This is a genomic window from Shewanella sp. MF05913, from assembly GCF_059758095.1.
The window spans coordinates 45,588-69,306 of the sequence record NZ_JCAYNT010000013.1 but is presented as its reverse complement, the minus strand read 5'-3'; the positions used below and the strand labels follow the sequence as shown (position 1 = coordinate 69,306).

Here is a 23,719-nt window from a genome sequence, read left to right as displayed (position 1 = left end):
TTTGAATGCCATTTTTAACCCAAGTAGAGCAAAGCTTATTGCAAGATGGATTAACCTTAGATGGACTGCAGGGTTACTTAAATACGATTCATCAACACAATGTTGATTTTTCAGATCTGTATTTTCAAGCTTGTCGTCATGAGTCTTGGGTATTAGAGGATGGCATTATAAAAGAAGGCAGTTTCCACATTGAGCGTGGTGTGGGGGTGCGTGCTATTACCGGTGAAAAAACGGGTTTTGCTTATGCCGATGAAATTACCCCAGCAGCATTAGATGCCGCGGCTAAAGCCGCGCGTGGTATAGCTAGCGCAGGTGAACAGCACAAAGTAAAAGCATTTACTCGCCAAACGGCTCATAAACTGTATGACAGCGCCGACCCGATAGCTGCGATGGACGAAGTGAAGAAAATCGATTTGCTCAAGCAAGCCGATGCTTATATTCGCAGCCTCGACAGCCGTATTATTCAAGTTGTGGTCAGTTTATCTGGTGTGCATGAAGAGATATTAATTGCCGCTAGCGACGGGACATTAGCCGCCGACATTCGTCCATTAGTGCGTTTTAATTGCAGCGTTATTTTAGAAGATAACGGCAAGCGTGAGCGTGGCAGCGCTGGTGGCGGTGGTCGTCATGACTACAGTGTATTTTTAGCCACTGACGAGGCTGGTTTACCCCTTAGCTTTGAATTTGCTCGTGAAGCGGTGCGCCAAGCTCAGGTTAATGTTCATGCTATTGATGCACCAGCTGGCGAAATGCCAGTCGTGCTCGGTAATGGCTGGCCTGGCGTGTTATTGCATGAAGCGGTAGGCCATGGTTTAGAAGGTGATTTTAACCGTAAAGGCAGCAGTGCATTTAGCGGCAAAATGGGCCAGCAAGTGGCATCAACATTAGTGACAGTCGTCGACGATGGCACGATGGAGAATCGCCGTGGTTCGTTAAGTATTGATGACGAAGGTGTGCCAAGCCAAAAGACCACCTTAATCGAAAACGGTATTTTAAAAGGTTACATGCAAGACAAGCTCAATGCGCGTCTAATGGGCCAAGCGCCAACAGGCAACGGACGCCGCGAATCTTACGCGCATTTACCCATGCCACGAATGACTAACACTTACATGAATGCGGGTGAGTCTAACCCTGCCGACATCATCAAGTCGGTTAAAAAAGGTATTTACGCACCCAACTTTGGTGGCGGACAAGTGGATATTACCTCGGGTAAGTTTGTATTCTCGGCCTCTGAAGCGTATCTAATTGAGAACGGTGAAGTGACGCAAGCCATTAAAGGTGCAACCTTAATTGGTAACGGCCCAGAAGCCATGGGGTTAATCTCAATGGTGGGTAATGATTTAGCGTTAGATAAAGGCGTGGGCGTGTGTGGTAAAGATGGCCAAAGTGTTCCGGTAGGTGTGGGCCAACCGACATTAAAAATTGATCGTTTAACCGTAGGCGGTACAGCGTAACGAACGTTAGTGAATGAGCTTAATGCTGAGTGCTACAGTCGATTAAGCTCGTTTATGTATTGAAACGATTTGTTCTCTAAGGGTTAACTGTATTGCTTACCTGTGCAGTGGATCTCAATGATTGACTGATAAGCAATGTAGAGACAGGGTATAATTCATTAAGAAAATAGAGCATAAGCTCTAGAGGTGGTTATGATTTTAATGAATGTGATTAGGCAATGCATACTGCGCCCTGCACGTATGGCGGGTTGTATTGCGCTATGTTTTAGTGCGTTAGCCTTTACCGGGTTGGCGAATGCTGAAACCGTGAGCTTTGTACAAGCGTGGCAGCAGCTATTGCAAGTGAGCGATCAACTGCAGGCTAAAAATCAACATGTTAACAGAGCCAAAGCGGAAGAAAGTGCCGGTGATGCATTAAACTACCCGTCACTCAATATTGCTGGCAGCTATACGCGCTTAGAAAAACCTATCGAATTAGATTTACAAGATTTAAACCCACTTGCCTCGCTTGATGTCAGCTCATTACCTAGCGCGATTACCGACGTGTTAGCCACTATTCCCAGCTCAATGTATGTCACGCCATTTACTGAACAAGATGTGTTTCGTGCCAGCTTGCAAGCCATGTGGCCGATTTATACTGGCGGTAAAATTACCGCGGCACAAGGGATTCATGCGGCGCAAGTCTCTGAGACAGAACAAGAGTTTGCATTAGCCAGCCGAGAGTTATTTTTACAATTAGTTGACCGTTATTATGCTGTGTCGGTAACGCAAACGTTGGCCGATACGCAAAAACAGCTGGTGGACTCGTTAAGTTTACATGTGTCACATGCCGAAAAGCTTGAGCAACAAGGGCAGATAGCCAAAGTCGAGCGCCTTAATGCGCAAGTCGCACTCGAAAATGCCAAAGTTGATTGGGGTAAGGCGAAGCGCCAATATGAAATGGCCGAAATCGCATTAGCGAGAATGCTACACGTGCCAGCGGTTAATCCAACGACCGCGTTATTTATGCTTGATCAGCAACCGTCCTTATCGCGCTTAAGCCAGCTAACCTTAACCCAACATCCTGCGTTAAAACTGCTTGAGGCTAAAGAAGCGCAAGCCAATGGATTGGTCGATTTAGAAAAAGGCGGCTATTTTCCAACGGTGTATTTATACGGGAATTACACCTTATATGAAGATGACAGCTTATTTTCTCAAGTGGAACCAGACTGGATGGTCGGCGTCGGTGTGAGTATTCCGCTTATTAGCCGTGACGGTCGCAGTGGTAAAGTGCTTGCAGCGAAAAGTGCATTACTGCAAGCGCGATATACCAAGGCGCAAACTCGACAAGATTTAAGCTTATTGATAGACCAAAGCTATCGGCAAATGCTGCAAGCCAAAGAAGAGGTTGATGCACTCGACACCTCACTCGCACTTGCCACTGAAAACCTACGCTTACGCGAATTAGCCTTTAATCAAGGGTTATCCACCTCAATTGACCGTGTCGATGCTGAGCTGAGCTTAACGGCAGTAAAAACCAAGCAGTTAGGGGCAAAGTATCGCTATATGCAAGCCTATGCCAAAGTCATGGCCGTGAGTGGTCAGGTCGACGAATATATTAATAGAATTGAAATTCAGGGAGCTTCACATGCGAACTAATAGAGTGATCGCGGTATTCGCATTGCTGCTGTTATTGTTTTTACTGGGCTATGGCGTCATGTTGGCGTTTACGCCTAAGCCAACAGTGCTACAGGGGCAAATTGAAGCGCGAGAATATAATATCTCCTCTAAGGTACCAGGGCGTGTTGAACAAGTCCTAGTGCGTAAAGGTGACATGGTTGCTCAAGGTGATATTTTATTTGCCATTAGTAGCCCAGAGTTAGATGCCAAATTAATGCAAGCCCAGGGTGGGTTAGATGCCGCCACCGCTCAACAACAGCAAGCCAATAATGGTGCAAGACAACAAGAAGTCACTGCCGCACAAGAGCAATGGCGCAAAGCAAAAGCGGCCACAGAGTTACGAGTTAAAACCTATCAACGGGTTGAAAATTTATTTGATGAAGGCGTTGTCGCCAGGCAAAAGCGTGATGAAGCTTATACCCAATGGCAAGGTGCTAAATATACTGAGCAAGCTGCTTATGCTATGTATCAAATGGCACAAGAGGGCGCGCGCAGTGAAACCAAAGCTGCTGCAGCAGGGCAAACTCGCATGGCCGAAGGGGCAGTAAAAGAAGTCAATGCCATTTTAGCCGACAGTCAAATGCGCTCACCTAAAAAAGCTGAAGTCAGTGACGTATTACTGCAAGCGGGTGAGCTCGCACCCAGCGGTTTTCCGGTGGTGAGTATTATTGATATGAATGATGCTTGGGCAGTAATGCAGGTGCGCGAAGATCAATTGAGCCAATTTAAACAAGGGCAAACCTTAGCTTTAGAGATCCCAGCATTACAACAACAGGTAGAGTTTGAAGTGTCGCATATCAGTGTGATGGGCAACTTTGCCACCTGGCGCTCTACCGAAAGCGGCCACGACTTTGACATGCGTACCTTTGAAGTGGAGTTAACGCCAAAGCAGCCAATAGCAGATTTACGCGTGGGGATGTCGGTATTGTTTCGTGTCGACACGCTTACACAATAAGCCAGGGTAAAAAGCTTAATGATGACAGAGTTATTTAAGCGAGAATTCAATGCCCTATGGCACTCGCCATGGCAGTTGGCCCTGATAAGCTATATTCCGCTTATTGGTGTGCTGGCTTTATGGTGGTTGTTCAGCGCAGGTTTACCACGGCAACTCCCTATCGCGGTTGTTGATGTCGACAACAGCCAAATTAGCCGTATGTTAACTCGCCAGCTGGCAGCTAACGCTGTGATTGCGCCACAATCCTATGCCAATGAAGCCCAAGCCGTAGAGGCAATGCGCCAAACTCAAGTTTATGCCATGGTGGTGTTACCTTATCAGCTGAAAAAAGATCTGCTGACGGGTCAACAGCCCACCATTGATATTCGCTACAACAGTCAGTTTTTGCTGGTGGGTAAATTGCTGTCGAGCCAGTTACAGTTGAGCTTGGCAGAAGGACTGACCCAAATAGGCCAGCAGCGCTTGCTACTTAATGGCGCTAACAAAGCCACCGTCGATGTTAGTTTGAGCCCCATTACCAATCAAACCACCGCATTATTTAATCGTAATAACAATTATGTCGGCTTTTTAGTGCCGCCCATTTTGATTGCATTATGGCAATTGTTATCGATGTTGGTGTTTATTAATAGCCTCAATCAAGAGCTGGTCCTATACCAAAATCGCTATTATTTTCCTAAACAAATCTGGGCATTAATCGCTACTAAGGTTCTGTTTTATAGCCCTATTATGTTACTGCATGGCGGGTTCATCTTATTGTGGTTATATCATTACTTAGGGTTACCAGCCGCAGGCGCATTGGTTGACTTAATGCTCGCGCAGTTAGCAATGCTAATGGCGCTGTGGTTAATGGTATTAGTGATATTTACAGGGATGCGTGACAGTGCTCGTAGTGTGAGCTTTTGCACCGCATTATTTGCCCCTGCGTTTGCATTTATGGGCATTACCTTCCCGGTGAATGATATGCCTTTACTCGCCCAATGGTGGCGCTTAATCATGCCGTCGAGTCATTATATAGATTCTCACGTGAGCGTGATTAGTTATGGGGTCGAATTACCTCATGTGTTGGGGCAAATCAGTGGTTATTGGGGCTTTTTATTGTTGTCGCCTTTGATTGTGTTTTTCGCCAATAAAGCCAAAGATGTCCCAAAGACTTATTTAACCTCAAGTGGTGTTAATCAGGAGGTCAGTTAATGAACCTCTGGCAGTTAATGCTTGCTGAGTTTAAGGCTATTTTTGCCGACAAGGCGATTATGGTGACCCTATTTGGTGGCGTGTTGTTTTATTCGGTATTGTATCCATTACCGTATTTAAACCAAGTACCTACCGAGCAAAAAGTGGTTGTGGTTGATCATGACAACTCATCGCTCAGTCGTTTAGTGACTCGCCATGCCGATGCCAGTGCCAAAATTCATATTTTAGCCAATCTTGCCAGCATTGATGAAGCTGAAACCTGGATAGGCGAGGGTAAGGCTCATGGTTTATTGGTGATCCCAGCCAATTTTAGACGTGATTTATTGCTAGGTAAGGGCGCAACGTTAAGCTATGGCGGCGATGCCAGTTACTTTTTAATTTATTCTGCAGTAGCAGAAGGGCTAGTGGCTGCGGGTTTAGATGCCAGTAAACAAGTGCAACTTATCGGTTTGCTGGCCCGTGGGCAAAACCCGCAATTGGCTCAGCAAAGTGTTAACTCAATTAATATCAACTCAGTACCTGCATTTAACCCGAGCTTGGGTTACACACCCTATGTGATCCCCGGTCTCTTTTTACTGATATTGCATCAAACGTTATTAATTGGCACTGGGATTTTAGGTGCAGGCCAATGGCGTAGGCCTGGGTATTGGCAACACGTGAGCCCCGGTGTATTGGTGTTTGCCCGTTTAAGTGTATTTTTATTGATTTATAGTGTGTTCAGTAGCTTTTACTTGGGGTACTGCTTTTATTGGTATCAGGTTAGTGTTGCGGCAACCATTATTGAAGTCGGCTTATTTATGCTGCCATTTTTATTAGCCACAGGTGCGTTGGGGATTGTGTTTAGTAGTTTATTTACTCGGCGCGACTTATCAACTCAGGTGTACTTACTCATGTCGATGCCGGTGTTATTTGTGTCGGGATTTGTATGGCCCATTGCCTTAATCCCTGAACCTTTGGTGATGATATCGCAGATCATTCCTGCAGTGCCCGCCATTATGGGAATGCTAGAACTCAATCAACTTGGTGCGGGGTGGTTAGCGGTTATGCCTAAATGGCTGCAGCTTTGGGGATTATTTGCGGTGTTTGCGTGTATCGCAATCATGAGGGTAGCCGCGAGGCAAAAACAGGCTAAAGCGATGTTAAGTTAAACGCGCGATCACATTCAACATAGTTAAGTGTTGCCGAAGTAAAAAGACAGGCATCGCAATGATTGGCCTGTCTATCGCATCACACTCAGTTAGATGTGATGTTGTTATACTAATGAGTATTGACTGATTGACGTTAACCTTCGCGGTTATTTGGTCGCTCTCCAATTACAAAATACCAGTTTGCACTGTGTTTAATGCTGCTTCTAAACGTTCAACATTATGTTTATAAATACCGCTGCTATCGACTTTAGCTGCGCGTTTAAAGTCAGCTAATGCCCCTAAATTATCATTGTTCAATAACTTCATTACGCCGCGGTTGTTGTAAGCGTAAGCACGAACTGACATAGATGGAATGGCCACTAAAGATCGTGCGCTTTTAACTGCAGCGCTGCAGGCTTTTTCTGCTTTTTCCATATCAGACATTTGCACGTAACCGGCACATAAGTTCACATTGCGAGAATAGTCGTCTACGGTATATTTACTGGCAGAGAGTGTTGCTGTTAACCCTTCTTCAATATTACCTGCTTGCAATGCGCTCACGCCTGGCACGTCTTCAACAAGTACCATTTTGTATGCTGTACTACTCATGTTTTGACCTTGAGTATTAGCCATTACACTGGCAGATGCGGTTAATAGTAATGTGGCACTAATTAGACCATTAATGATGTTCTTGTTCATGATATCGCTCCATGTGATGTTTGTGTAGCGCCGTGCTACAGCTGAACTTTAGTGAAAAGACACATAGGCGACAAACGATAAAAAACGCATTAATGGGTTAAAAAAACTCACCTATACATAAAGAGGTATATGCGAGTAGTAAAAATAACCAAGAGCGCTATAGGTTAGAGTGAAGGACAATCGGCTGGCTAACAAGGTCTTGCCTTGCTGCCTTATCGACTTTTTATGTAAAATCATTACACCTCAAAGTCTCCGCCTTTAAAGAACTACAGCCCCTAATATTACTCAAGAAACTAACCTCATTGTATATTGGACCGCTAAGCTAAATCGATGAGGATATAATAAGGATAACAATGACGATACTTCAACACTGTAAACTGCTTGGTTACAGCTTTGTGACTTGGCTAAGTTTTTATCTGATTGGTCTGCCTGATTATTATCAACAATGGCCGTTTTGGATAAAATTACCCTTATTGCCACTTGTGACCTTGCTATACATTCCTATCACTAAGATGACGCTGAGAAAATACTGGAGTGATGGCAGACATGTTATTAACTCATGCTGGCTGGCGTTTTACTTAACCTTACCTTTGTTTATTTACGATTATTTGCTACTCGGAGTATACAAAGATTTAGGCATCAATTTTGTTTTTGCATATTGGTATTTAAGCTTTTTCTACTTTTCATTTTGGCTCCAATTCCCTTATATAGCCTGGAGAATGGAAAAGGCTGAAGGCCGCAGTTAACATAAGGCAGTTTGGTGCGATTAACTTTTGTACCGATTAATGTGGGATTGACGTTAACTAATGACTTTCGTCATGAAAGCTTTTAAGGATCCAATCGATAAGCAGTTTTACTTCGGGGCGCTGTTGCTCATTTGTATGGCGGGTAAGGTAGTAGCGGTCATGGCTGTAAAGTGGGTGAGAGAATAGTGGAATAAGGGTGTTGTTATCAAACCAGGCTTGGCTAATGGGCAGTGGAATTAAAGCCACACCTAGTCCTTGCTCTGCGGCGCGTGCGACGCTGAACATACTGTCTAATTGTATAATTTGTTTTGGTTTAAATTGCTCAAAACCGACATTCTCAGCCCATTGATGCCAGGCGTAAGGTCTGGCTTTATGCAGTATTAACGGCACTGTTGTCAGTGCTTTAAAGCCTTGAAAATGCAGTTCGCTGTGAAGTTGTGGGTTACAGGCAGGGATATACGTGATGGGAAATAAATCGTAAACATCTTCACTCGGTTGTTGCTTGCCCGACAGCATAATCGACACATCAGTATGCTTAATGACATCACTGCGCGACTTAATGGTTTCAAGTTTTAGATTGATATTAGGGTATTTCGATGACCAACCAATAAGTTTTGGCATAAACAATTCACTGGCAAAAAATTCAGGCATGGAAATGCTCACTTCAAGCATTCGGTCAGACTGATTAAACTCGCTAACGGTATTGACCAGTTGCTGCATAACAGGCTCTATGGCTTGATAAAAGCGTGCCCCGACTTCAGTTAATGCTATTGAGCGTGTTTGGCGGATAAACAAACTTTGGTTTAATGTTTCTTCTAGCTGTTTAATTTGATGACTTACCGCAGAAGGCGTTAAATACAGCTTTTTAGCGGTTTCTTTAAAGCTTAAGCATTCAGCAGCAACGCAAAAACACCGTAAACCGCGCATAGAAGTGTGTAAAGGCAGCATTCAATTCTCAACAACTATAATGACTTTTCATAGGGTAAATGACAAAGATGACAATCATTGGCGGGATTATCCATAACTGACATTGTCACTTAACTCAAATTGACCACTAACCTGATTTGATAACTGTTTAGCGGGTTAATAGTTAATACAGCAAAGATTAGACCATTGTTAATATATATTTAAAACAATGTGTTAAGTAATCTAGGAGGGTGTTATTGAGTCGTGATGGTGCCTAGCGGATAAGTATGTGCACCACAGTAGTGCAGTATCGGTTAGGTAACCTCGTTTAGGCAACATCAAGCAGGGCTAGTGCTGAGTGAATTTTATCGACTAGAAATAAAGAGTTTCTTTTTGCTCGCCATCAATAAAGATGTCGCACTTGTCAGCAGTGCTGTTTTTCGCTGATTGCACAATACTGGCTACCACGCCAAAAGCTCCACCTTGATCGCCTAGAACTGAACCAAAATAGCAATCGCCCTTAACAGCCATACCTTTGTATTTCGCGTTAAGATGTTGAGTTGGGGTCATTGGTGGGAATTGACCTTGCATAATAGCGTCGCCATTAGCAATAAGTTGCAGTTTGTTTTTTTCTTTGTCGTATATGCCACCAAAGATGATGGTTTGATCATTAACCACAACCGTTTTATTTTGTGCCACGATAGGTGGTTTAGCTGCACAAGCAGTAAGAAGCACGCCTGCAGTTAAGGTAGAAATTACATAAAGTTTGCGCATTATTGTTCCTTAGTATGCGTCGAAAGACGTTTACCTGTCTCTCGTATTAATAAACTAGCCCTGTTTATAAATTGAATTGATTTAAAAGCCATTGAAATACCGCTACAACACTGTTTACCGTATTTCGGCCGCTATTGTAACAACTTATCAACGAATGCCAACCACAAAAAAGCCTGCTGAGTCAGCAGGCTTTAGGTTACTGTAATTGAAAATAATTACGATAAGGTGACAAAAAAGCTTAACGTAGTAACGACACCTTTTGGCGTTGTAGCCGTTAAGGTGACTTGGCCAATACCCGATGCGTCTTCATTTTTCAGGGTGAATGATGTAGACGTACCGCCAGCGGAGCTTTGACTCGGTACGCTATAACCTGCAAATTGTAAGTCACCCAATGTGCTTGTTACCGTTAAGGTCGTGCCCGCAGGTAAGATTTGGTTAGCACTGTCAGCGAGTTGCACCTTAAATGTCGCGGTACTGCCGTTGGCTATTGCTTGAATATCGTTATCGTAGTCATTAATGACTGTACCATTTTGGCTCACGGTAATGTTGGCCGTTGACCCTGACATGGTCAACACTAACGCTTTACGGATATACGTTGTCATGGCCGTGCTGTCGCATAAACTGCCTTCACATTGTGGACCGTTAAATTTAGTATCAGCGTTTTGATATGACGTACTAGATTTAAGGTTAAAATACGGCTCACCTAAGTCGTAAGTACGAGACTCATTGTCGTCTCTAAAGGCATCAGGTAAATCAACAAAACCGCCAGTATTATAGGTTTCAATATCCATACCGTTGCCACTACAAGCAACGAGTGTCGATCCGCTTAAACAGCCATTAACCGCTGCGCCGTCAGCATCGTCAAATACATTATTACCATTGGTGTCGAAGAAGGTCTCATGTCCAAGAGCATAAGCCAAAATGGTGATGCGGTGATCGCTTACGCGAGGTGAGGCAGAGGTCCAGGTAACTGCACAGGTGCCACTTACGACAGTACAAGATGGTTCGATTTGGCCACCTTCTGCAGTAAAGTTAATCGTGGTGTCATCTGGCGCTGGGTTACCAAAGCTGTCTGATGCATAAACGGTCATGGTGACAGCTTCGCCATTGTAATCGCCTGCCTCAGGGTTCGATGTCGAAGCTGAGATGCTAAATCCAAGTTGTTGTGGCAAGCCAGTATTAACGGTTAATAGTTCTGATTGGCTGGTAATCGTATTACCTGTGTCGGCGTCGGTTGTTGATGCCATGACACGAACAGGAGTTGGCACTGTTCCCGCTTGCACACGAACACTGACTAAGCCTTCTGAATTACTGATGCTGCTGTCTGTTGTATCGTTATTTGAAAACTGTAACCCACCCACTGTGGTGTCGAGGCTAAATTCAACTTCTTGCTGAGCTGCCGGTTGACCATTGGCACTGCTAACCAAGAACGTCACCAAAGAAGACTCTGTTGTATTGGTACCACCAGACCCTTTAATGCGAATTTGGGTTGGTTCAGCAGAGACAAAACTAATATTCGACAAGGTTTGACGGGCTAAGATGAAAGGGAAGCTTGCCGTTAAGCTGATGTCATTAACGGTTGCTGTTGCCACAATGGTATCGCTGCGTTCGCTGTTGCCGCTGCAACTATTATCTGTAAAGGTTGAACTTGCAGAGCCTGATAGTGTGGTTACTGGTGAATCTAGGCTGGCGTCTGCATTGGTATTACAATCAGAGCTAAAACTGATGCTGGTTGGGTTTTGTAAACGAGTAATTGTGCCATCTATCGCTTCTGTCACTAAGGTGGCTGTAACGCCAAAAGTCCCGCCAGCACTAATGGTATATTCGCCATCGGCATCTGCGGTTAGTGTTGTCCCTAAGACGTTTTCAACAAAGTCACCGGTCGCATCATACGAGCCGATCTTTATCGTGCCATCGGTCGGCACATCACTTGTTGCTAACACTTCATAGGCGCTGCTGCTGGTTAGAGTGGTGCTGTCATATTCTGTTGTTGCTGTGAGTAAGCTAGCGCCTAACTCAGTATCTGTCGGAGTGAAGTTAAGTGTCGCGATACCAGAGGCTTTAGTGAGTGCCGTGGTAGGCGTTAACGTAGCGCTTCCGGCATTAAAGGTCACTATTTGATTGGCAATGCCGAGGTTATTGCTGTCGGTCAGTTGCGCGTTTAGCTGTACTGTATCACCAACATTGAAACGTGTTATTACACCGCTACTGTCACTAATCGATACCGTAAAGTTGATTGCTTCTACAGGTGCAGTCGTGGTGTATTCTTTAAACTGATAATTACGGCTGGCACTGACGGTATCAGCATCATCTGGCGTATAGGTCACGCTTAGCGTGCCGGCCTCTGTGCTGGTGGAACTGACTATTGTTGAGGCGATACCGTTCGTGTTGGTTAATACAGACGCTGTGCTTAGCGTGGCATTACTGGTGCTAAATTCAATGAGTGCACCGCTGACATTGGCGTTACCCAATTTAAGCTGTGCGACCGCACAAAAGCTGTTTTCGATATCAAAAATTAAACTGTCGGTACTGGTATCGCATTGGCCATTGACCACATTTTGATAACTAACCGACACGTTGTAGCTGTCATCTGATGTATCTGAATCGGTGCCATCAGCGGCACCGTTACAACCTGTAAATACCAACATTGAAGCAAGAGATAGAAAAAGTGCACGTATCGTTGTTTCAAGCCGCATTAGTAATATCCTTATTTGATTAATCAGATAAATTGAGAGCAGATTCTAGTCTTTAATTTCAGAGCGTAAATATTTATACAGCTCTTTTGACGACTTTGACTCTGGGCCTTTGGCTAATTCTTTATTTGCCTGGCGGATCAATTGACGTAATTTTTGACGGTCTAATTGTGGGTATTGGTCCAATAAGCTTTGAACTTCATCGTCACCATTAGTCAATAAACGCTCACGCATTTTTTCAAAAATCTGTATTTGAGCTGCTTCATTATTGTTTTTGTTCAACACTTTATCGAGTGCTGCTTCAATAGGTTCATGCTCAAATCCGCGCATCAATTTACCAATATATTGTAAATGACGACGATAGGCTTCAGTTTTTTGCTTGATCAGTTTTGTTTTTAGAATCGCATCATATAGAAATTCATCTAAACCCATTTTGTCTAATTGAGTTTTGCTCAGCGCCACTAGACGCATGCCAAGTGCTTGAGCATCCTCACTTTCTTTTTTAACGCCTGTTCTGCTGACATAGTTGTCATCATTATCATAGGGCTGCTGAAACAGTTCAGAATCGCCAACAATCTTCATAGTCTTAAACCTCGAGTCAATATGCCTTAATGATAGCATTTATTTGGCATTGAATATGCAGATTTTATTCAAGATAACGGGTTGGTTATCAATCGCCTTTTTAATTTGATATGCTAGCGACAATTAGACTAATTAAAGAGTAAATTTGTGGCTTCTCATCCTTCTTCAGCGCCTAGCGCCAGTGAACCAACACCTAGAATTGATTCTGAATTATCAGCACTAAAAGATGCCGTAGCCGTTGCATTAGAGTATGCCAAACAATTGGGCACAACTGCTGCAGAAGTCGCTATTAGCAAGCAACAAGGTTTGTCGGTATCGACTCGCGAAAAAGAAGTCGAAACGGTCGAATTTAATAAAGATGGTGCATTAGGGATTACCATTTACCGTGATGGCCGCAAAGGCAACTCTTCAACCTCAGATTTAAGCCCTGAGGCTATCCGTGAAGCCGTAAGAGCGGCAGATGGTATTGCAAAATATACCTCAGAAGACCCATTTAGTGGTCTGGCCGATCCCGCTTTAATGGCACAAGATATTCGTGATTTACAGCTATATCACCCACAAGATATTGATGCTGAAGAATTAGCGCAATTGGCTATTCGTGCAGAAGCCGCGAGTTTGTCGGTAGACAGCCGCATTCGCAACTCCGATGGTGCGAGTGCTAATGCGCATACTGCCGCCAGAGTGTACGGTAACAGTCATGGTTTTTTAAACGGGTATTGTAGCTCGCGTTACAGCTTAAGTTGTGTTGTCATTGGCGAAGAGTCAGACGGCAATATGCAACGTGACTACGACTATACCGTGGCGCGTAAATATCATGATTTGTTGTCACCTGAAGCGGTAGGTTTACAAGCAGCAAATAAAACCTTAAGCCGTTTAGATGCACGTAAAATTGCCACGGCAAAAATGCCAGTATTATTTGCGCCAGAAATTGCCACCGGTTTAATGGGCCATTTAATCGGTGCCATTAGTGGCAGCAGTATTTATCGCAAGTCGAGCTTTTTAATGGAAGCCTTAAATACTCAAATATTCCCAGACTGGTTTAGTATTGAAGAGCAGCCACATTTAATTGGAGCCCTGGCCAGTGCTAATTACGACAGTGAAGGTGTCGCCACACAAGATCGTCGCATTATTGATCGTGGCAACCTCGAGACATACTTATTAACCAGTTATTCAGCACGTAAACTCGGTATGACCAATACTGGTCATGCCGGCGGTATCTATAATTGGACATTAAGCCACACCAATCAAACATTTGATGACTTGGTTAAAGCCATGAATACCGGCTTAATTGTTACGGAAGTCATGGGCCAAGGTGTTAATGGCGTTACGGGTGATTATTCTCGCGGCGCAGCGGGTTTCTACGTTGAAAACGGTGAAGTAATGTACCCTGTCGAAGAAATTACCATCGCGGGTAACTTAAAAGACATGTTTAAAGGCATTCAGGGTATAGGTAAAGATCGCGACTTGCGTTCATCTATTCGTACTGGTGGTATTTTGCTCAGTGAAATGAAGATTGCCGGTAACTAATTTGTTACAAATAACCTTAGCCAAGCGCGTAATCGCTGGGTTGTGATGTATTAGCTTTAGTTAATGCTTTCGTTAAAGACCTCTTATCGGCCGATAAGAGGTCTTTTTATAACCAAAATTGTCCATCTTGACGCTTTATATATCTACTTTACCTTTCTTGACAGTCGTTTACGCATACAAAGAGTCATAATACTGAAAATGTAGCTAAGCGGTTAATGGAGTAATTATGTTTAACAAGAAAGTAAGCCGATTGATATTGTTGTCAACGGTTGGAGCTGTACTTTTAGGGTGTGGCTCTGATAGCAGTAGCAGTAGCAGCGATGTTGCTTATGTACAATATTATAATGCATCACCTAACAGTACTTCTACATCGTTAGTGCTTGATGATTACGCTTACACAGCCATCGACTTTGCTGATGCAATGCCTCGTTATGGCTACAGCGTGGGGAGCACAGATTTAGATATTTATGGCCAAGATGCAGATGGTCAAACGGTCACGGTATATAGTGATACTGTCAGTTTAGAGGCTGATGATAATCACTTATTCGTGTTATACGGTGATTATCTTGACCCACAATTACTGGATATAAACTACAACCGCGATGAAATGGACGAGCTTAACGCGGATGATGATTACGAATACAGTAAAATGCAGGTATTAGTGGCTAACGTCGCAACAGACGAAGGCACATTTGATGCGTACATCTCACTTGATACTCAAAGTATTGACGATGCAGTGATGATAGGCAGCGCAGCATATAGCACGTATACCGACTCAACCATTCTTGATACCGACGATTACATTGTGTACCTCACGACAGCGGGTACTAAAGATGTGGTTTACACCACTGGCAGTATGGACCTCACCACTGAAACGGTTTATAAATTTGTGATCCGTAACAGTTTTGGTGCAGGCGACATTAAAGTCACCATCGACAGTGTTGATTCTACAACAACGCCAGATAACTATGCAGCGTTAGAAGCCACTGCTGACTACCGAGTGTTTAACGGACTTGAAACGCAAAACATTGATATTGATGTGGTCAGTAAGCAAGAAACGCAGTATTTATATGATGTTGCATCTTTTGCGGTAACAGATTACCAATCAACGTCGTTCAACGATTATGGTATTACGGTGAGAGATGCCACCAGTAAAACCAAGTTATTCGATAATTTATTGGTCACCTTTAACCAGGATGATGTTAAATCGCTACTGATTTACCAAAAAGCCGACAGTTCTGTGAAAGGCATGGTTATCTCTCAAGACTTACGCCCACGCGCATACGAATATAAAGTCGATGTTGTTAATTTATCATATGATTACAATGATTTAACTGTGTATTTTGTTCGTGACTCAGAAACCATTGAAACGGCAGAATACACCTTGACTGACTTAGACTTTGTTGAACAACAGAGCTTAACGTTACCTTCTGACGACTATGAAATTAACATCGTGTATGAAGACGACAACGGCACGCAAACATTAGTGTATCAGTCTGAATCTCTAAGTATTAGCGGTAGCAACAACTTTACCTTTATCCTTACGCCAGACACAGAAAGTGCACTAGGTCATCGATTAACCTCGTTGCAGTAACTGAGCTTAAAACGGGTATCGATTATAAGATGTCATTCGATACCAAAGCAGTAAATAAGCCAGTGTAAAAGCTAAAAAGCCGATATCAGTGATATCGGCTTTTTTATGAGGTTAATGCGCTATGACGCTAATTTATCAAGGTTATTCGTCTTGATCATCTTCGACTTTAACGCCCCATACATCATGTTCATCGGCGTGAATAATTTGTACCCAAACTTGGTCGCCTGGTTGCACGTCAAACTCGTCGGTTAAGTACACTTTACCGTCAATTTCTGGCGCGTCCATGTATGAGCGACCAATAGCACCTTCGGTGTTCACTTCATCAATTAAGATTAAATACTCTTGACCAATACGGGCTTGCAGCTTGTCGGCACTAATCTGTGCTTGAACCGCCATAAAGCGTTGTAATCGGTCTTCCATAACATCATCAGGTACATGGTCTGGTAAATCGTTAGCTTTGGCACCTTTTACTGGCGAGTATTTAAAACAACCTACGCGATCAAGTTGTGCTTCTTCTAAAAAGTCTAATAGCTCTTCAAATTCTTCTTCGGTTTCACCTGGAAAACCAACAATAAAGGTTGAACGAATCACTAATTCTGGGCAAATCTCGCGCCATTTAGCAATGCGTTCTAACACTTTGTCTGAGCTACCTGGGCGTTTCATCAATTTAAGGATGCGCTTGTTAGCATGCTGAAACGGAATATCTAAATACGGTAAAATGCTGCCTTGCGCCATTAATGGAATAATGTCATCCACATGCGGGTAAGGGTATACATAGTGCAGGCGTACCCACACACCTTGTTTAGCTAATTCTTCACAAAGCTGCTGCATGTGAGTTTTCACTGGCATGCCGTCCCAAAATGCCGTTTTATGTTTTACATCAACGCCATAAGCTGAGGTGTCTTGTGAAATGACTAATAGCTCTTTTACGCCTGCGTTAACTAAACGCTGGGCTTCACCTAATACATCACCAATAGGGCGAGAGTCTAAATCACCGCGCATTGAAGGGATAATGCAGAAAGTACAACGGTGATTACAGCCTTCAGATATTTTCAAATAGGCGTAATGTTTTGGCGTGAGTTTGACGCCGTGATCTGGCACTAAGTCCATCAGTGGATTATATTTTGGCTTTTCAACATGCAAGTGCACTTGTTTAAGCACTTCGTCATAAGCATGCGGGCCAGTTACGCCTAATACGTTAGGGTGTAGCTCAATAATTTCGTCTTTCTTAACGCCTAAACAGCCTGTTACCAGCACTTTACCGTTTGCGGCTAATGCTTCGCCGATGGTTTCTAACGATTCTTGTACTGCGCTGTCAATAAAGCCACAGGTATTAACAATAACGAGGTCGGCATCGTCATAACTGTTAGTTACGTCATAGCCTTCGGTACGTAATTGGGTGAGGATCCGCTCTGAGTCGACGAGGTTTTTTGGACAGCCCAAGGAAACAAACCCGATTCGATTACCAGTGCTTGGGGTGCTTGGGCTGTTTGCTTCAAGGGTTTTGACTGGAATATCGAGCGTGGTGGTTTGTTTCGGTGTAAATGTTTCAACTGTCATAAGATCTCACACATAGAGTTTGCGATTATCGTCGCGATAAAATTGCGCGGATTATACCTGAAAGTCGTAAAAGGTATAGATCCAATGTGGTTGAAAAGTATACTGCAAAAGCAGGGCGAGTATAAATAAAAACGGCGCGACATCTGTAGATGCCACGCCGAAGGGGATTAAGCATGCGTTTGTTATGGGTTATAGCAAACGCATCGTGTCAGTTACGCACATTATTTATGCATATTATTTACGCGCATTAGTTACGCAGATTAGTTAGTACGGTAACGGCTTAAAATCTTACCTAAGTTAGCTGATGCTTTCGTTAGATCTTTCACACCATGTGATGATTGCTGCGATAGCCCGCGGATAACATTCGATTTGTGACGAATTTCAGTCAGTTCTTTAGCGATATCATTCGCCACAGCACTTTGCTCTTCAGACGAGGTAGAAATCTGGAAGCTCATGTCCATAATAGAGCGCGAAGATTCGGCAATAGCATCAATGTCAGTACCAATATTACTGATTAAATCACTACTGGTTTGTGCTTGTTTAACGGTGTCTTGAGTGATGCTGTCGATGTTTAGCGTTTCACTTTGCAGTAGCTCAATCATTTTATGAATTTCTACCGTTGCAGCCTGAGTGCGACCCGCAAGGGTACGGACTTCATCGGCAACCACGGCAAAACCACGACCCATTTCGCCTGCTCGTGCTGCTTCAATGGCGGCATTAAGCGCCAGTAGGTTGGTTTGGTCTGAAATTGCATTAATGGTGGTGATCACTTCATTAATGTTGGTGGCATTGATCTTTAGGGTATTAACCGAGTTGGAGGTTTGCTCAATGTATTGAGACAATTGTTTAATTTCGTTAATTGCACGTTTTGCTCTGTCGTAGCTTTGGCGAGTATATTCTGAGTCTTGCTCCACACGCTCGGTAGAGTTGCGCGCAATATTAGACACTTCAGCGGCAGAAGCTGTCATCTCTTCCATTGCGGTAGCAACAGAGTCGAGTGATGCATACTGTAGGTCGATTTGTTCAGCACTTTGTTCTGCATCGCGAGCAAAAGAGTCTGAAGTAGTATGCAAGGTATCGGTGTTTGTTTTAACCGCAATAACCAGTTCACTTAAGGTGTCCATGGCTTTGTCTAGTGCACAGCCAATCGTACCAAACTCGTCACGGCCAGGGTGAAAACCTAAACGTGATGTTAAGTCGCCTTTAGCAATTTTTTCTGTGGTATCCCATAACACCCATAGCGCACCGCCGATAAATGTTGCGTTCCAATAAATGACCAGCGCAAAGGGTAATATCCATAAAAACGCCAGTAGCATTGATGTCATCGCGGCTTGTTTGGCCTCAGACTCGAGGTTATAAACCGATTCACTCAAGGTGTAATATTGACCTGCCGAAGCATAAACGGCGGTTACAGTGTCTTGTGAACGAGTGCTGGTTTGGGCACGGTTAGAGACTTGTAAGCCTAAACTCGCAGCTTGTTCAAGTTGACCAGTCGTATCAAGTGCTTGCACCATCGATGCGGCTTTTTGCTCTAGCATCTGCACTGATTGCTGCTCAATTTGATCTAGTTTGCTGAAATAACTGCTGATGGAAACGCTGGACAAAATAATAAGAAACAGTCCGAAGATGGTCCAAAACTTATCGTTAATAGACATTTTGATGAAGAGTTTATCGATATTTCTGAAATCAACTTGTTTCATAGCGAGGGTACCTAAATCGGTAAATACAATAGATGCAAATAGTAGATGAGCTGGTCGTATTTTGATACTAAATACTCAGCCTAACTACCGTTTTTATGAGCTTAAATACAGTTTTTATGAGCTAAATTACAATTATTCTAAATTGATATCGACAATAAATCGAATAGCTAAAGTGATTTATTGTTTTCCTGTTGCCACTTAACGGGCAGCTGCATGGATCTGCACAGCCAGAGTCCGCTATGCACCATAGTTTGCTACAAGCTCATCACAAACTGTGCTTTTAAATACATCAACTCATTCAATAATCTGTTTTATCATCCGCGCATTATTTTACCGTTTCAAGGTCAAATGATTAAATAGATGAAAATAATTACATTGCAAAACAATATTTTGTAATGCTCTTGGCTTATTTTGAATAATAAGTGTTACAAAACTTATCTTAATGTTCTATCAAACCTTGAGGCATTGTTCTTTACTTAGTTTCTGTTTTTTAATGAGTATTCGATCACATTTTAGGTGGTATTCTTTTTGGCGAATTATTTTGTTCTGCTAATCAAGTATATAGTGAATTGGCTTAGTGAGTTTATGTGATCAATGTTCTTTTTTATGTCACAGAACTTTGGGACAATCTGGCCGCATATTACAAAAAAATAGCATTTTTATTACAAAGTATGGGGTTAAAAACATGAAAGGACTGACTAAACTAACAGCGGTTTCACTCGCAGTAGCCGCTGCATTGCCAATGATGGCGAATGCAGATGTGCTTATTAGTGAATACGTTGAAGGTAGCTCAAACAACAAAGCTATTGAGCTGTATAACAACGGTGACGCAGCCGTTGATTTAACAGGTTACAAATTAGTTCGTTATAAAGACGGCGATACCACAGCAACAGATATGGTCGACCTTGTTGACTCTATTGCGGCTAAAAGCATCAAAGTGATTTTACATCCAAGCGCGGCAATCACTTTGCCAGCAGGTACCGACTCAATGACCGGTAACCTATATTTTAATGGTGGCGATGCAGTCGGCCTATTAAAAGACGGTGTATTGGTTGATGTGATTGGCGATATTCCTACACCCACTGGTTGGGGGCTTGATACCACCTTCCAACGTAATGTAGACAACTTAATGGCGAGCACAACTTACGCTGCCGCCCAATGGGTTGAGTTAGAAAAAGACACCTTTAGCGGTTTAGGTACCCTAGAAGCTGCAGCAGCTCCAGAGCCAAGCACCTTTACCTGTAACGGCGCCACGCTGACTAATATTTATGACATTCAAGGCGCTGGTGATTCAAGCCCATTGATTGTGAGTGGCAGCTTTGAGTCAGCTAATGAAGTGACCGTAAAAGGTATTGTTAGCGCTAGAAGTGACAGTTTATATAAAGGTTTCTTTATTCAAGATGCTCAAGGTGACGGTTCGCCATACACCTCTGACGGTATTTTTGTCTATTTGAACGAAGCTGCGCCAGACACTGTTCAGCCTGGTACTGAAGTGTGTGTACAAGGTAAAGTTAAAGAGTATTTCGGCTCAACTCAGATTGATATTAAAGACGAGCAAAAATTTGAAGTGGGTGTGTTAGGCGATGTGCCTGCTGCGGTTGAATTTTATGTTGCTGACGGTGAAACACTTGCACAAGCATTAGAGCGCGTTGAAGGCATGAAAGTGAAGCTAGATGCTGGCAGCGACATGAAAGTCACTCGTACCTTTAGTTTCGATTACTCAAGCTATCGCAACAACATGGTGTTGTCGCATAAAGCACCCTTAATGAAACCGACTCAAGTATTTGAGCCAAATTCAGCAGAAGCGGTAGCATTAAATGATGCCAATATCGTTAACCAGCTATTTGTTGAGTCAGATTTCAAAGCTAAAGACGGCGAAGTACCTTACTTCCCTGACTTTAATGCTGAAACAGGTTATATCCGCGTTGGTGACCAGTTAACTAATCTTGAAGGTGTAATTGGTTATAGCTACAGCTCATACCGTCTTTTAGCGACGAACACTATCACTGCGGGTGATTTTATCCGTGTTGATGACCGTACCGATGCGCCAACTGTGGCAGACATGGGCGACATTCGTGTAGCAAGCTTTAACGTACTTAACTTCTTCAATGACGCAGTGGGTGGCGATGCTAATCCATCAAACAGCAACCGTGGTGCGTTAACTGAAGACGAAATGGTACTACAGCGCACCAAGATTGTGACTGCGCTCGTTGCCATGAATGCTGATGTTGTTGGTTTAATGGAAATCGCTAACAACGGTTTTGGCGAGCTAAGTGCGATTCAAAACCTAGTTGATGCATTAAATGCTGAGCTGACAGACGAGCAAACATATCGCTTTGTTGAAATTGAAGATGCTGATAAGTATGAAGGCAAATTCATTGGTAGCGATGCCATTACTGTGGGCATGTTATATCGCCCAGCCCGTATTAGCTTAAATGGTGCTGCGCAAGTGATTGCTACACCTGAGCAGCATGCCGCTGAAGGTGCTGAAACTCGCGAGCAAAATGATGTTGTTGAATCTAGCCCTAGCTATAATGTGTTCCAACGTCACAGCCTAGTACAAAGCTTTAGCATTAATGATGAAAAACTCACGATTGTGGTAAATCATCTTAAGTCGAAAGGTTCAGGTTGTGTTGAAGATTGGGCTAAATTTAATGACAACTCAGAGCCTGCTGACTTACAAGGTAAGTGTACTGCGTTCCGCGTATCGGCAGCCAAAGTATTAGGTGAGTCACTTAAAGATGTTGACGGTGATGTGTTAGTGATTGGTGATTTAAATGCTTATGGCAAAGAAGATCCTGTCGCTGTATTAACCGACTATGATGCATCGACAACAGACCATGTTATCCGTACTGCGTCATGGACTACCCTTGATGGCAAAGTGTATGAACGTGAAGGTAGTGTGATTGATAAAGGTTACGGGTTAATTAACTTAAATACTCAAGCGCACGGTGCTGACACTTACTCATATAGCTACAACGGTGAGCTAGGTAACTTAGACCATGCGTTAGGTAATGCGAGTTTAGCTGCTAAGTTAGTCGATATTGATGACTGGCACATCAACTCGGTTGAATCTAATCTATTTGAATATGGCAGTAAGTACACTGGTGAGTTAGTGAAGTCTGAAAATGCATTTTCAGCATCTGATCACGACCCAGTGATTATTGCATTAAGCTACCCAGCGCCAGTGGTGACCCCGACTCCAGATCCTGTAGAGCCAGAGAAAAAGAGTGACGGTGGTAGCTTAGGCTACTTCGCATTAATGTTATTAGGTGCACTAGGCTTACGTCGTCGCAGCTAATGTGGGTTAATGTGGGCTAATTGTTTTAGTGCTTAAGAAAAAAGGATGACTATATAGTCATCCTTTTTTATTGGCCATTTTATGCACTCAGATTATTGATGCGCTTACGACTTGTTGGCGCGATTTTGTGCTGATTTAATCCGTTGTTTACGGCGGTGCCAATACATATACAACCCTGTAAATCCAAGGATAAGTGGCATTAAGCCAATAGCACACCAAATAATACGGCTTAGCAGGCCACCAAAATAGCCAAAGTGTAATTTACGAAAGCTGTCTAAAAACACGGTTAAAGTGTCCGCCTGACGTATATCTTGTTTGGCGAGCAGCTTTCCTGTGGTTCTGTCAAAACTCACATAACTGGCGTACTCACTATTAAATGGATTGCGACTGTCGACCTCGCCGTAAAAGGTGATATCACGGCCGGGTTCAAATGGCATGGTAAGGTAACCCGCTTTGTAGCTGGCAATTTCGGCCTCTGTTTGTTGCATGAGTGCTTCAAAGGCAATACTAGGGCTATGACGTGGCGCACTGACTAGGTAATGCTCACCATCGGCATGTTCGCTAAGTTCATGTTGAATGCCAATAAAATTCCAATACACGCCAGTCAAAGCCACAATAATGAGCACTGGCGAGCTTAAAATACCGATAAATTTATGAATGTCGCTAAACAATATTCGCCTGACGGCGTTAAATCGTAAGGTGAATAATTTTTGCCAAAAGCGGCGATATAATATGATCCCGCTGATCCCTAAAAACAGCATGATACAGCCGACAATTAAGGCAACGCTAGTTCCAGCTACGTGGAATAAAAAGCTATAGTGCAGCTCAAGTATCCAGTCAGTTATATAATGCGTTAACGTTTGTGGTTCAGATAAAAGCTGTCCACTGTATTGATTTACATAGACTTTAAACCAATCTTCAGTGCCGCGTTTAATTAAATAGCCAGCGTCAGATCGCGATTTATCATCAAAAATTTCCCAACCACCTAATTCATAATCGCTATTGGCGCTTAGCATAGTATTCATCAGAGTGTCTAAACTGACTCTTGGGCTAGAGGCTGATGCGTCAACTAGCATGTGCGCAGGACGTAATAAGCTGTCTATTTCGACTTTAAAAACTAAAATGCTGCCAGTGATTGAAATAATCAATAACGGCAGCATGGCGATGAGGGCACCGTAGGAGTGCCATTTAAATAAGGTTTTTCTCATAAGAATGTCATTTCATTATTGGATGAGCTCAGCGAGATAACCT

General features: G+C 43.3%; 17 protein-coding genes. 9 read left to right on the top strand and 8 right to left on the bottom strand.

Translation table 11 applies throughout. The annotated features are described in order from the left end of the window. The first annotated feature begins 5 nt into the window (after positions 1-5). The 5 genes from tldD (at position 6) to AC19MV_RS15075 (ending at position 6,407) form a co-directional block, all read left to right on the top strand. A complete protein-coding gene (gene tldD / locus AC19MV_RS15095) occupies positions 6-1,454 on the top strand; it encodes a metalloprotease TldD (protein ID WP_432400875.1) in 1,449 nt (482 codons plus the stop codon). A 240-nt stretch (positions 1,455-1,694) separates the two neighbouring features. Next, positions 1,695-3,092, top strand: a complete 1,398-nt coding sequence (locus AC19MV_RS15090) for a TolC family protein (RefSeq protein ID WP_498308674.1) — start codon at positions 1,695-1,697, stop codon at positions 3,090-3,092. Then, complete coding sequence (locus tag AC19MV_RS15085; protein ID WP_498308599.1) at positions 3,082-4,068, top strand: HlyD family secretion protein; 987 nt, start codon at positions 3,082-3,084, stop codon at positions 4,066-4,068. The genes AC19MV_RS15090 and AC19MV_RS15085 overlap by 11 nt, the downstream gene beginning before the upstream one ends. 21 nt (positions 4,069-4,089) lie before the next feature. Beyond that, on the top strand, positions 4,090-5,259 hold the full coding sequence (locus AC19MV_RS15080) for an ABC transporter permease (protein ID WP_498308673.1): 1,170 nt from the start codon (positions 4,090-4,092) through the stop codon (positions 5,257-5,259). Beyond that, entirely contained in the window at positions 5,259-6,407 is a 1,149-nt protein-coding gene (locus AC19MV_RS15075) for an ABC transporter permease (protein WP_498308597.1), read from the top strand. The genes AC19MV_RS15080 and AC19MV_RS15075 overlap by 1 nt, the downstream gene beginning before the upstream one ends. 165 nt (positions 6,408-6,572) lie before the next feature. On the opposite strand, the gene AC19MV_RS15070 is transcribed toward AC19MV_RS15075, so the two are convergent. After that, on the bottom strand, positions 6,573-7,085 hold the full coding sequence (locus AC19MV_RS15070; protein ID WP_498308595.1) for a tetratricopeptide repeat protein: 513 nt from the start codon (positions 7,083-7,085) through the stop codon (positions 6,573-6,575). Between the two features lie 353 nt (positions 7,086-7,438). On the opposite strand from AC19MV_RS15070, the gene AC19MV_RS15065 reads away from it, so the two are divergent. Continuing rightward, positions 7,439-7,831 carry a hypothetical protein gene (locus AC19MV_RS15065; RefSeq protein ID WP_498308594.1) on the top strand — a complete coding sequence of 131 codons (393 nt, stop codon included), beginning with the start codon at positions 7,439-7,441 and terminating at the stop codon, positions 7,829-7,831. A gap of 57 nt (positions 7,832-7,888) precedes the next feature. Here the strand turns inward: AC19MV_RS15065 and AC19MV_RS15060 are convergent, their stop codons facing one another. The 4 genes from AC19MV_RS15060 to yjgA form a co-directional block, all read right to left on the bottom strand. Further along, a complete protein-coding gene (locus tag AC19MV_RS15060; RefSeq protein ID WP_498298736.1) occupies positions 7,889-8,779 on the bottom strand; it encodes a LysR substrate-binding domain-containing protein in 891 nt (296 codons plus the stop codon). A 330-nt stretch (positions 8,780-9,109) separates the two neighbouring features. Further along, a complete protein-coding gene (locus tag AC19MV_RS15055; protein WP_432400889.1) occupies positions 9,110-9,511 on the bottom strand; it encodes a hypothetical protein in 402 nt (133 codons plus the stop codon). 215 nt (positions 9,512-9,726) lie between these two features. Then, the gene (locus AC19MV_RS15050; protein WP_498308592.1) at positions 9,727-12,207 is read right to left on the bottom strand and encodes a hypothetical protein; all 2,481 of its coding nucleotides are present in this window, start codon (positions 12,205-12,207) and stop codon (positions 9,727-9,729) included. 45 nt (positions 12,208-12,252) lie between these two features. After that, positions 12,253-12,786 (bottom strand): ribosome biogenesis factor YjgA, encoded by a 534-nt coding sequence (gene yjgA, locus AC19MV_RS15045; protein WP_432400893.1) that lies wholly within the window; start codon positions 12,784-12,786, stop codon positions 12,253-12,255. Positions 12,787-12,933: 147 nt separating this feature from the next. Between yjgA and pmbA the strand changes: the two genes are divergently transcribed. Together pmbA and AC19MV_RS15035 are read left to right on the top strand one after the other, a co-directional pair. After that, on the top strand, positions 12,934-14,313 hold the full coding sequence (gene pmbA / locus AC19MV_RS15040; protein WP_498308590.1) for a metalloprotease PmbA: 1,380 nt from the start codon (positions 12,934-12,936) through the stop codon (positions 14,311-14,313). A gap of 226 nt (positions 14,314-14,539) precedes the next feature. Then, entirely contained in the window at positions 14,540-15,907 is a 1,368-nt protein-coding gene (locus AC19MV_RS15035; RefSeq protein WP_498308588.1) for a hypothetical protein, read from the top strand. 141 nt (positions 15,908-16,048) lie between these two features. On the opposite strand, the gene rimO is transcribed toward AC19MV_RS15035, so the two are convergent. Both rimO and AC19MV_RS15025 read right to left on the bottom strand, forming a co-directional pair. Beyond that, positions 16,049-17,467: a 30S ribosomal protein S12 methylthiotransferase RimO gene (rimO, locus tag AC19MV_RS15030; protein WP_498308586.1), complete on the bottom strand. Its 1,419-nt coding sequence runs from the start codon at positions 17,465-17,467 to the stop codon at positions 16,049-16,051. A gap of 260 nt (positions 17,468-17,727) precedes the next feature. Then, on the bottom strand, positions 17,728-19,167 hold the full coding sequence (locus AC19MV_RS15025) for a methyl-accepting chemotaxis protein (protein WP_498308584.1): 1,440 nt from the start codon (positions 19,165-19,167) through the stop codon (positions 17,728-17,730). A gap of 685 nt (positions 19,168-19,852) precedes the next feature. On the opposite strand from AC19MV_RS15025, the gene exeM reads away from it, so the two are divergent. Continuing rightward, complete coding sequence (exeM, locus tag AC19MV_RS15020; RefSeq protein WP_498308582.1) at positions 19,853-22,468, top strand: extracellular exonuclease ExeM; 2,616 nt, start codon at positions 19,853-19,855, stop codon at positions 22,466-22,468. Positions 22,469-22,572: 104 nt separating this feature from the next. On the opposite strand, the gene AC19MV_RS15015 is transcribed toward exeM, so the two are convergent. Continuing rightward, positions 22,573-23,676: a PepSY-associated TM helix domain-containing protein gene (locus AC19MV_RS15015; RefSeq protein WP_498308581.1), complete on the bottom strand. Its 1,104-nt coding sequence runs from the start codon at positions 23,674-23,676 to the stop codon at positions 22,573-22,575. Positions 23,677-23,719: the final 43 nt, after the last annotated feature.

Bases quoted from the DNA above. Each gene is read 5' to 3' on its own strand.
- AC19MV_RS15065 (WP_498308594.1), top strand. From the start codon at position 7,439: ATGACGATACTTCAACACTGTAAACTGCTTGGTTACAGCTTTGTGACT.
- AC19MV_RS15015 (WP_498308581.1), bottom strand. From the start codon at position 23,676: ATGAGAAAAACCTTATTTAAATGGCACTCCTACGGTGCCCTCATCGCC.
- AC19MV_RS15085 (WP_498308599.1), top strand. From the start codon at position 3,082: ATGCGAACTAATAGAGTGATCGCGGTATTCGCATTGCTGCTGTTATTG.
- AC19MV_RS15090 (WP_498308674.1), top strand. From the start codon at position 1,695: ATGGCGGGTTGTATTGCGCTATGTTTTAGTGCGTTAGCCTTTACCGGG.
- AC19MV_RS15060 (WP_498298736.1), bottom strand. From the start codon at position 8,779: ATGCTGCCTTTACACACTTCTATGCGCGGTTTACGGTGTTTTTGCGTT.
- AC19MV_RS15025 (WP_498308584.1), bottom strand. From the start codon at position 19,167: ATGAAACAAGTTGATTTCAGAAATATCGATAAACTCTTCATCAAAATG.
- AC19MV_RS15070 (WP_498308595.1), bottom strand. From the start codon at position 7,085: ATGAACAAGAACATCATTAATGGTCTAATTAGTGCCACATTACTATTA.
- AC19MV_RS15050 (WP_498308592.1), bottom strand. From the start codon at position 12,207: ATGCGGCTTGAAACAACGATACGTGCACTTTTTCTATCTCTTGCTTCA.
- rimO (WP_498308586.1), bottom strand. From the start codon at position 17,467: ATGACAGTTGAAACATTTACACCGAAACAAACCACCACGCTCGATATT.
- AC19MV_RS15080 (WP_498308673.1), top strand. From the start codon at position 4,090: ATGACAGAGTTATTTAAGCGAGAATTCAATGCCCTATGGCACTCGCCA.
- yjgA (WP_432400893.1), bottom strand. From the start codon at position 12,786: ATGAAGATTGTTGGCGATTCTGAACTGTTTCAGCAGCCCTATGATAAT.
- AC19MV_RS15055 (WP_432400889.1), bottom strand. From the start codon at position 9,511: ATGCGCAAACTTTATGTAATTTCTACCTTAACTGCAGGCGTGCTTCTT.
- exeM (WP_498308582.1), top strand. From the start codon at position 19,853: ATGAAAGGACTGACTAAACTAACAGCGGTTTCACTCGCAGTAGCCGCT.
- tldD (WP_432400875.1), top strand. From the start codon at position 6: ATGCCATTTTTAACCCAAGTAGAGCAAAGCTTATTGCAAGATGGATTA.
- AC19MV_RS15035 (WP_498308588.1), top strand. From the start codon at position 14,540: ATGTTTAACAAGAAAGTAAGCCGATTGATATTGTTGTCAACGGTTGGA.
- AC19MV_RS15075 (WP_498308597.1), top strand. From the start codon at position 5,259: ATGAACCTCTGGCAGTTAATGCTTGCTGAGTTTAAGGCTATTTTTGCC.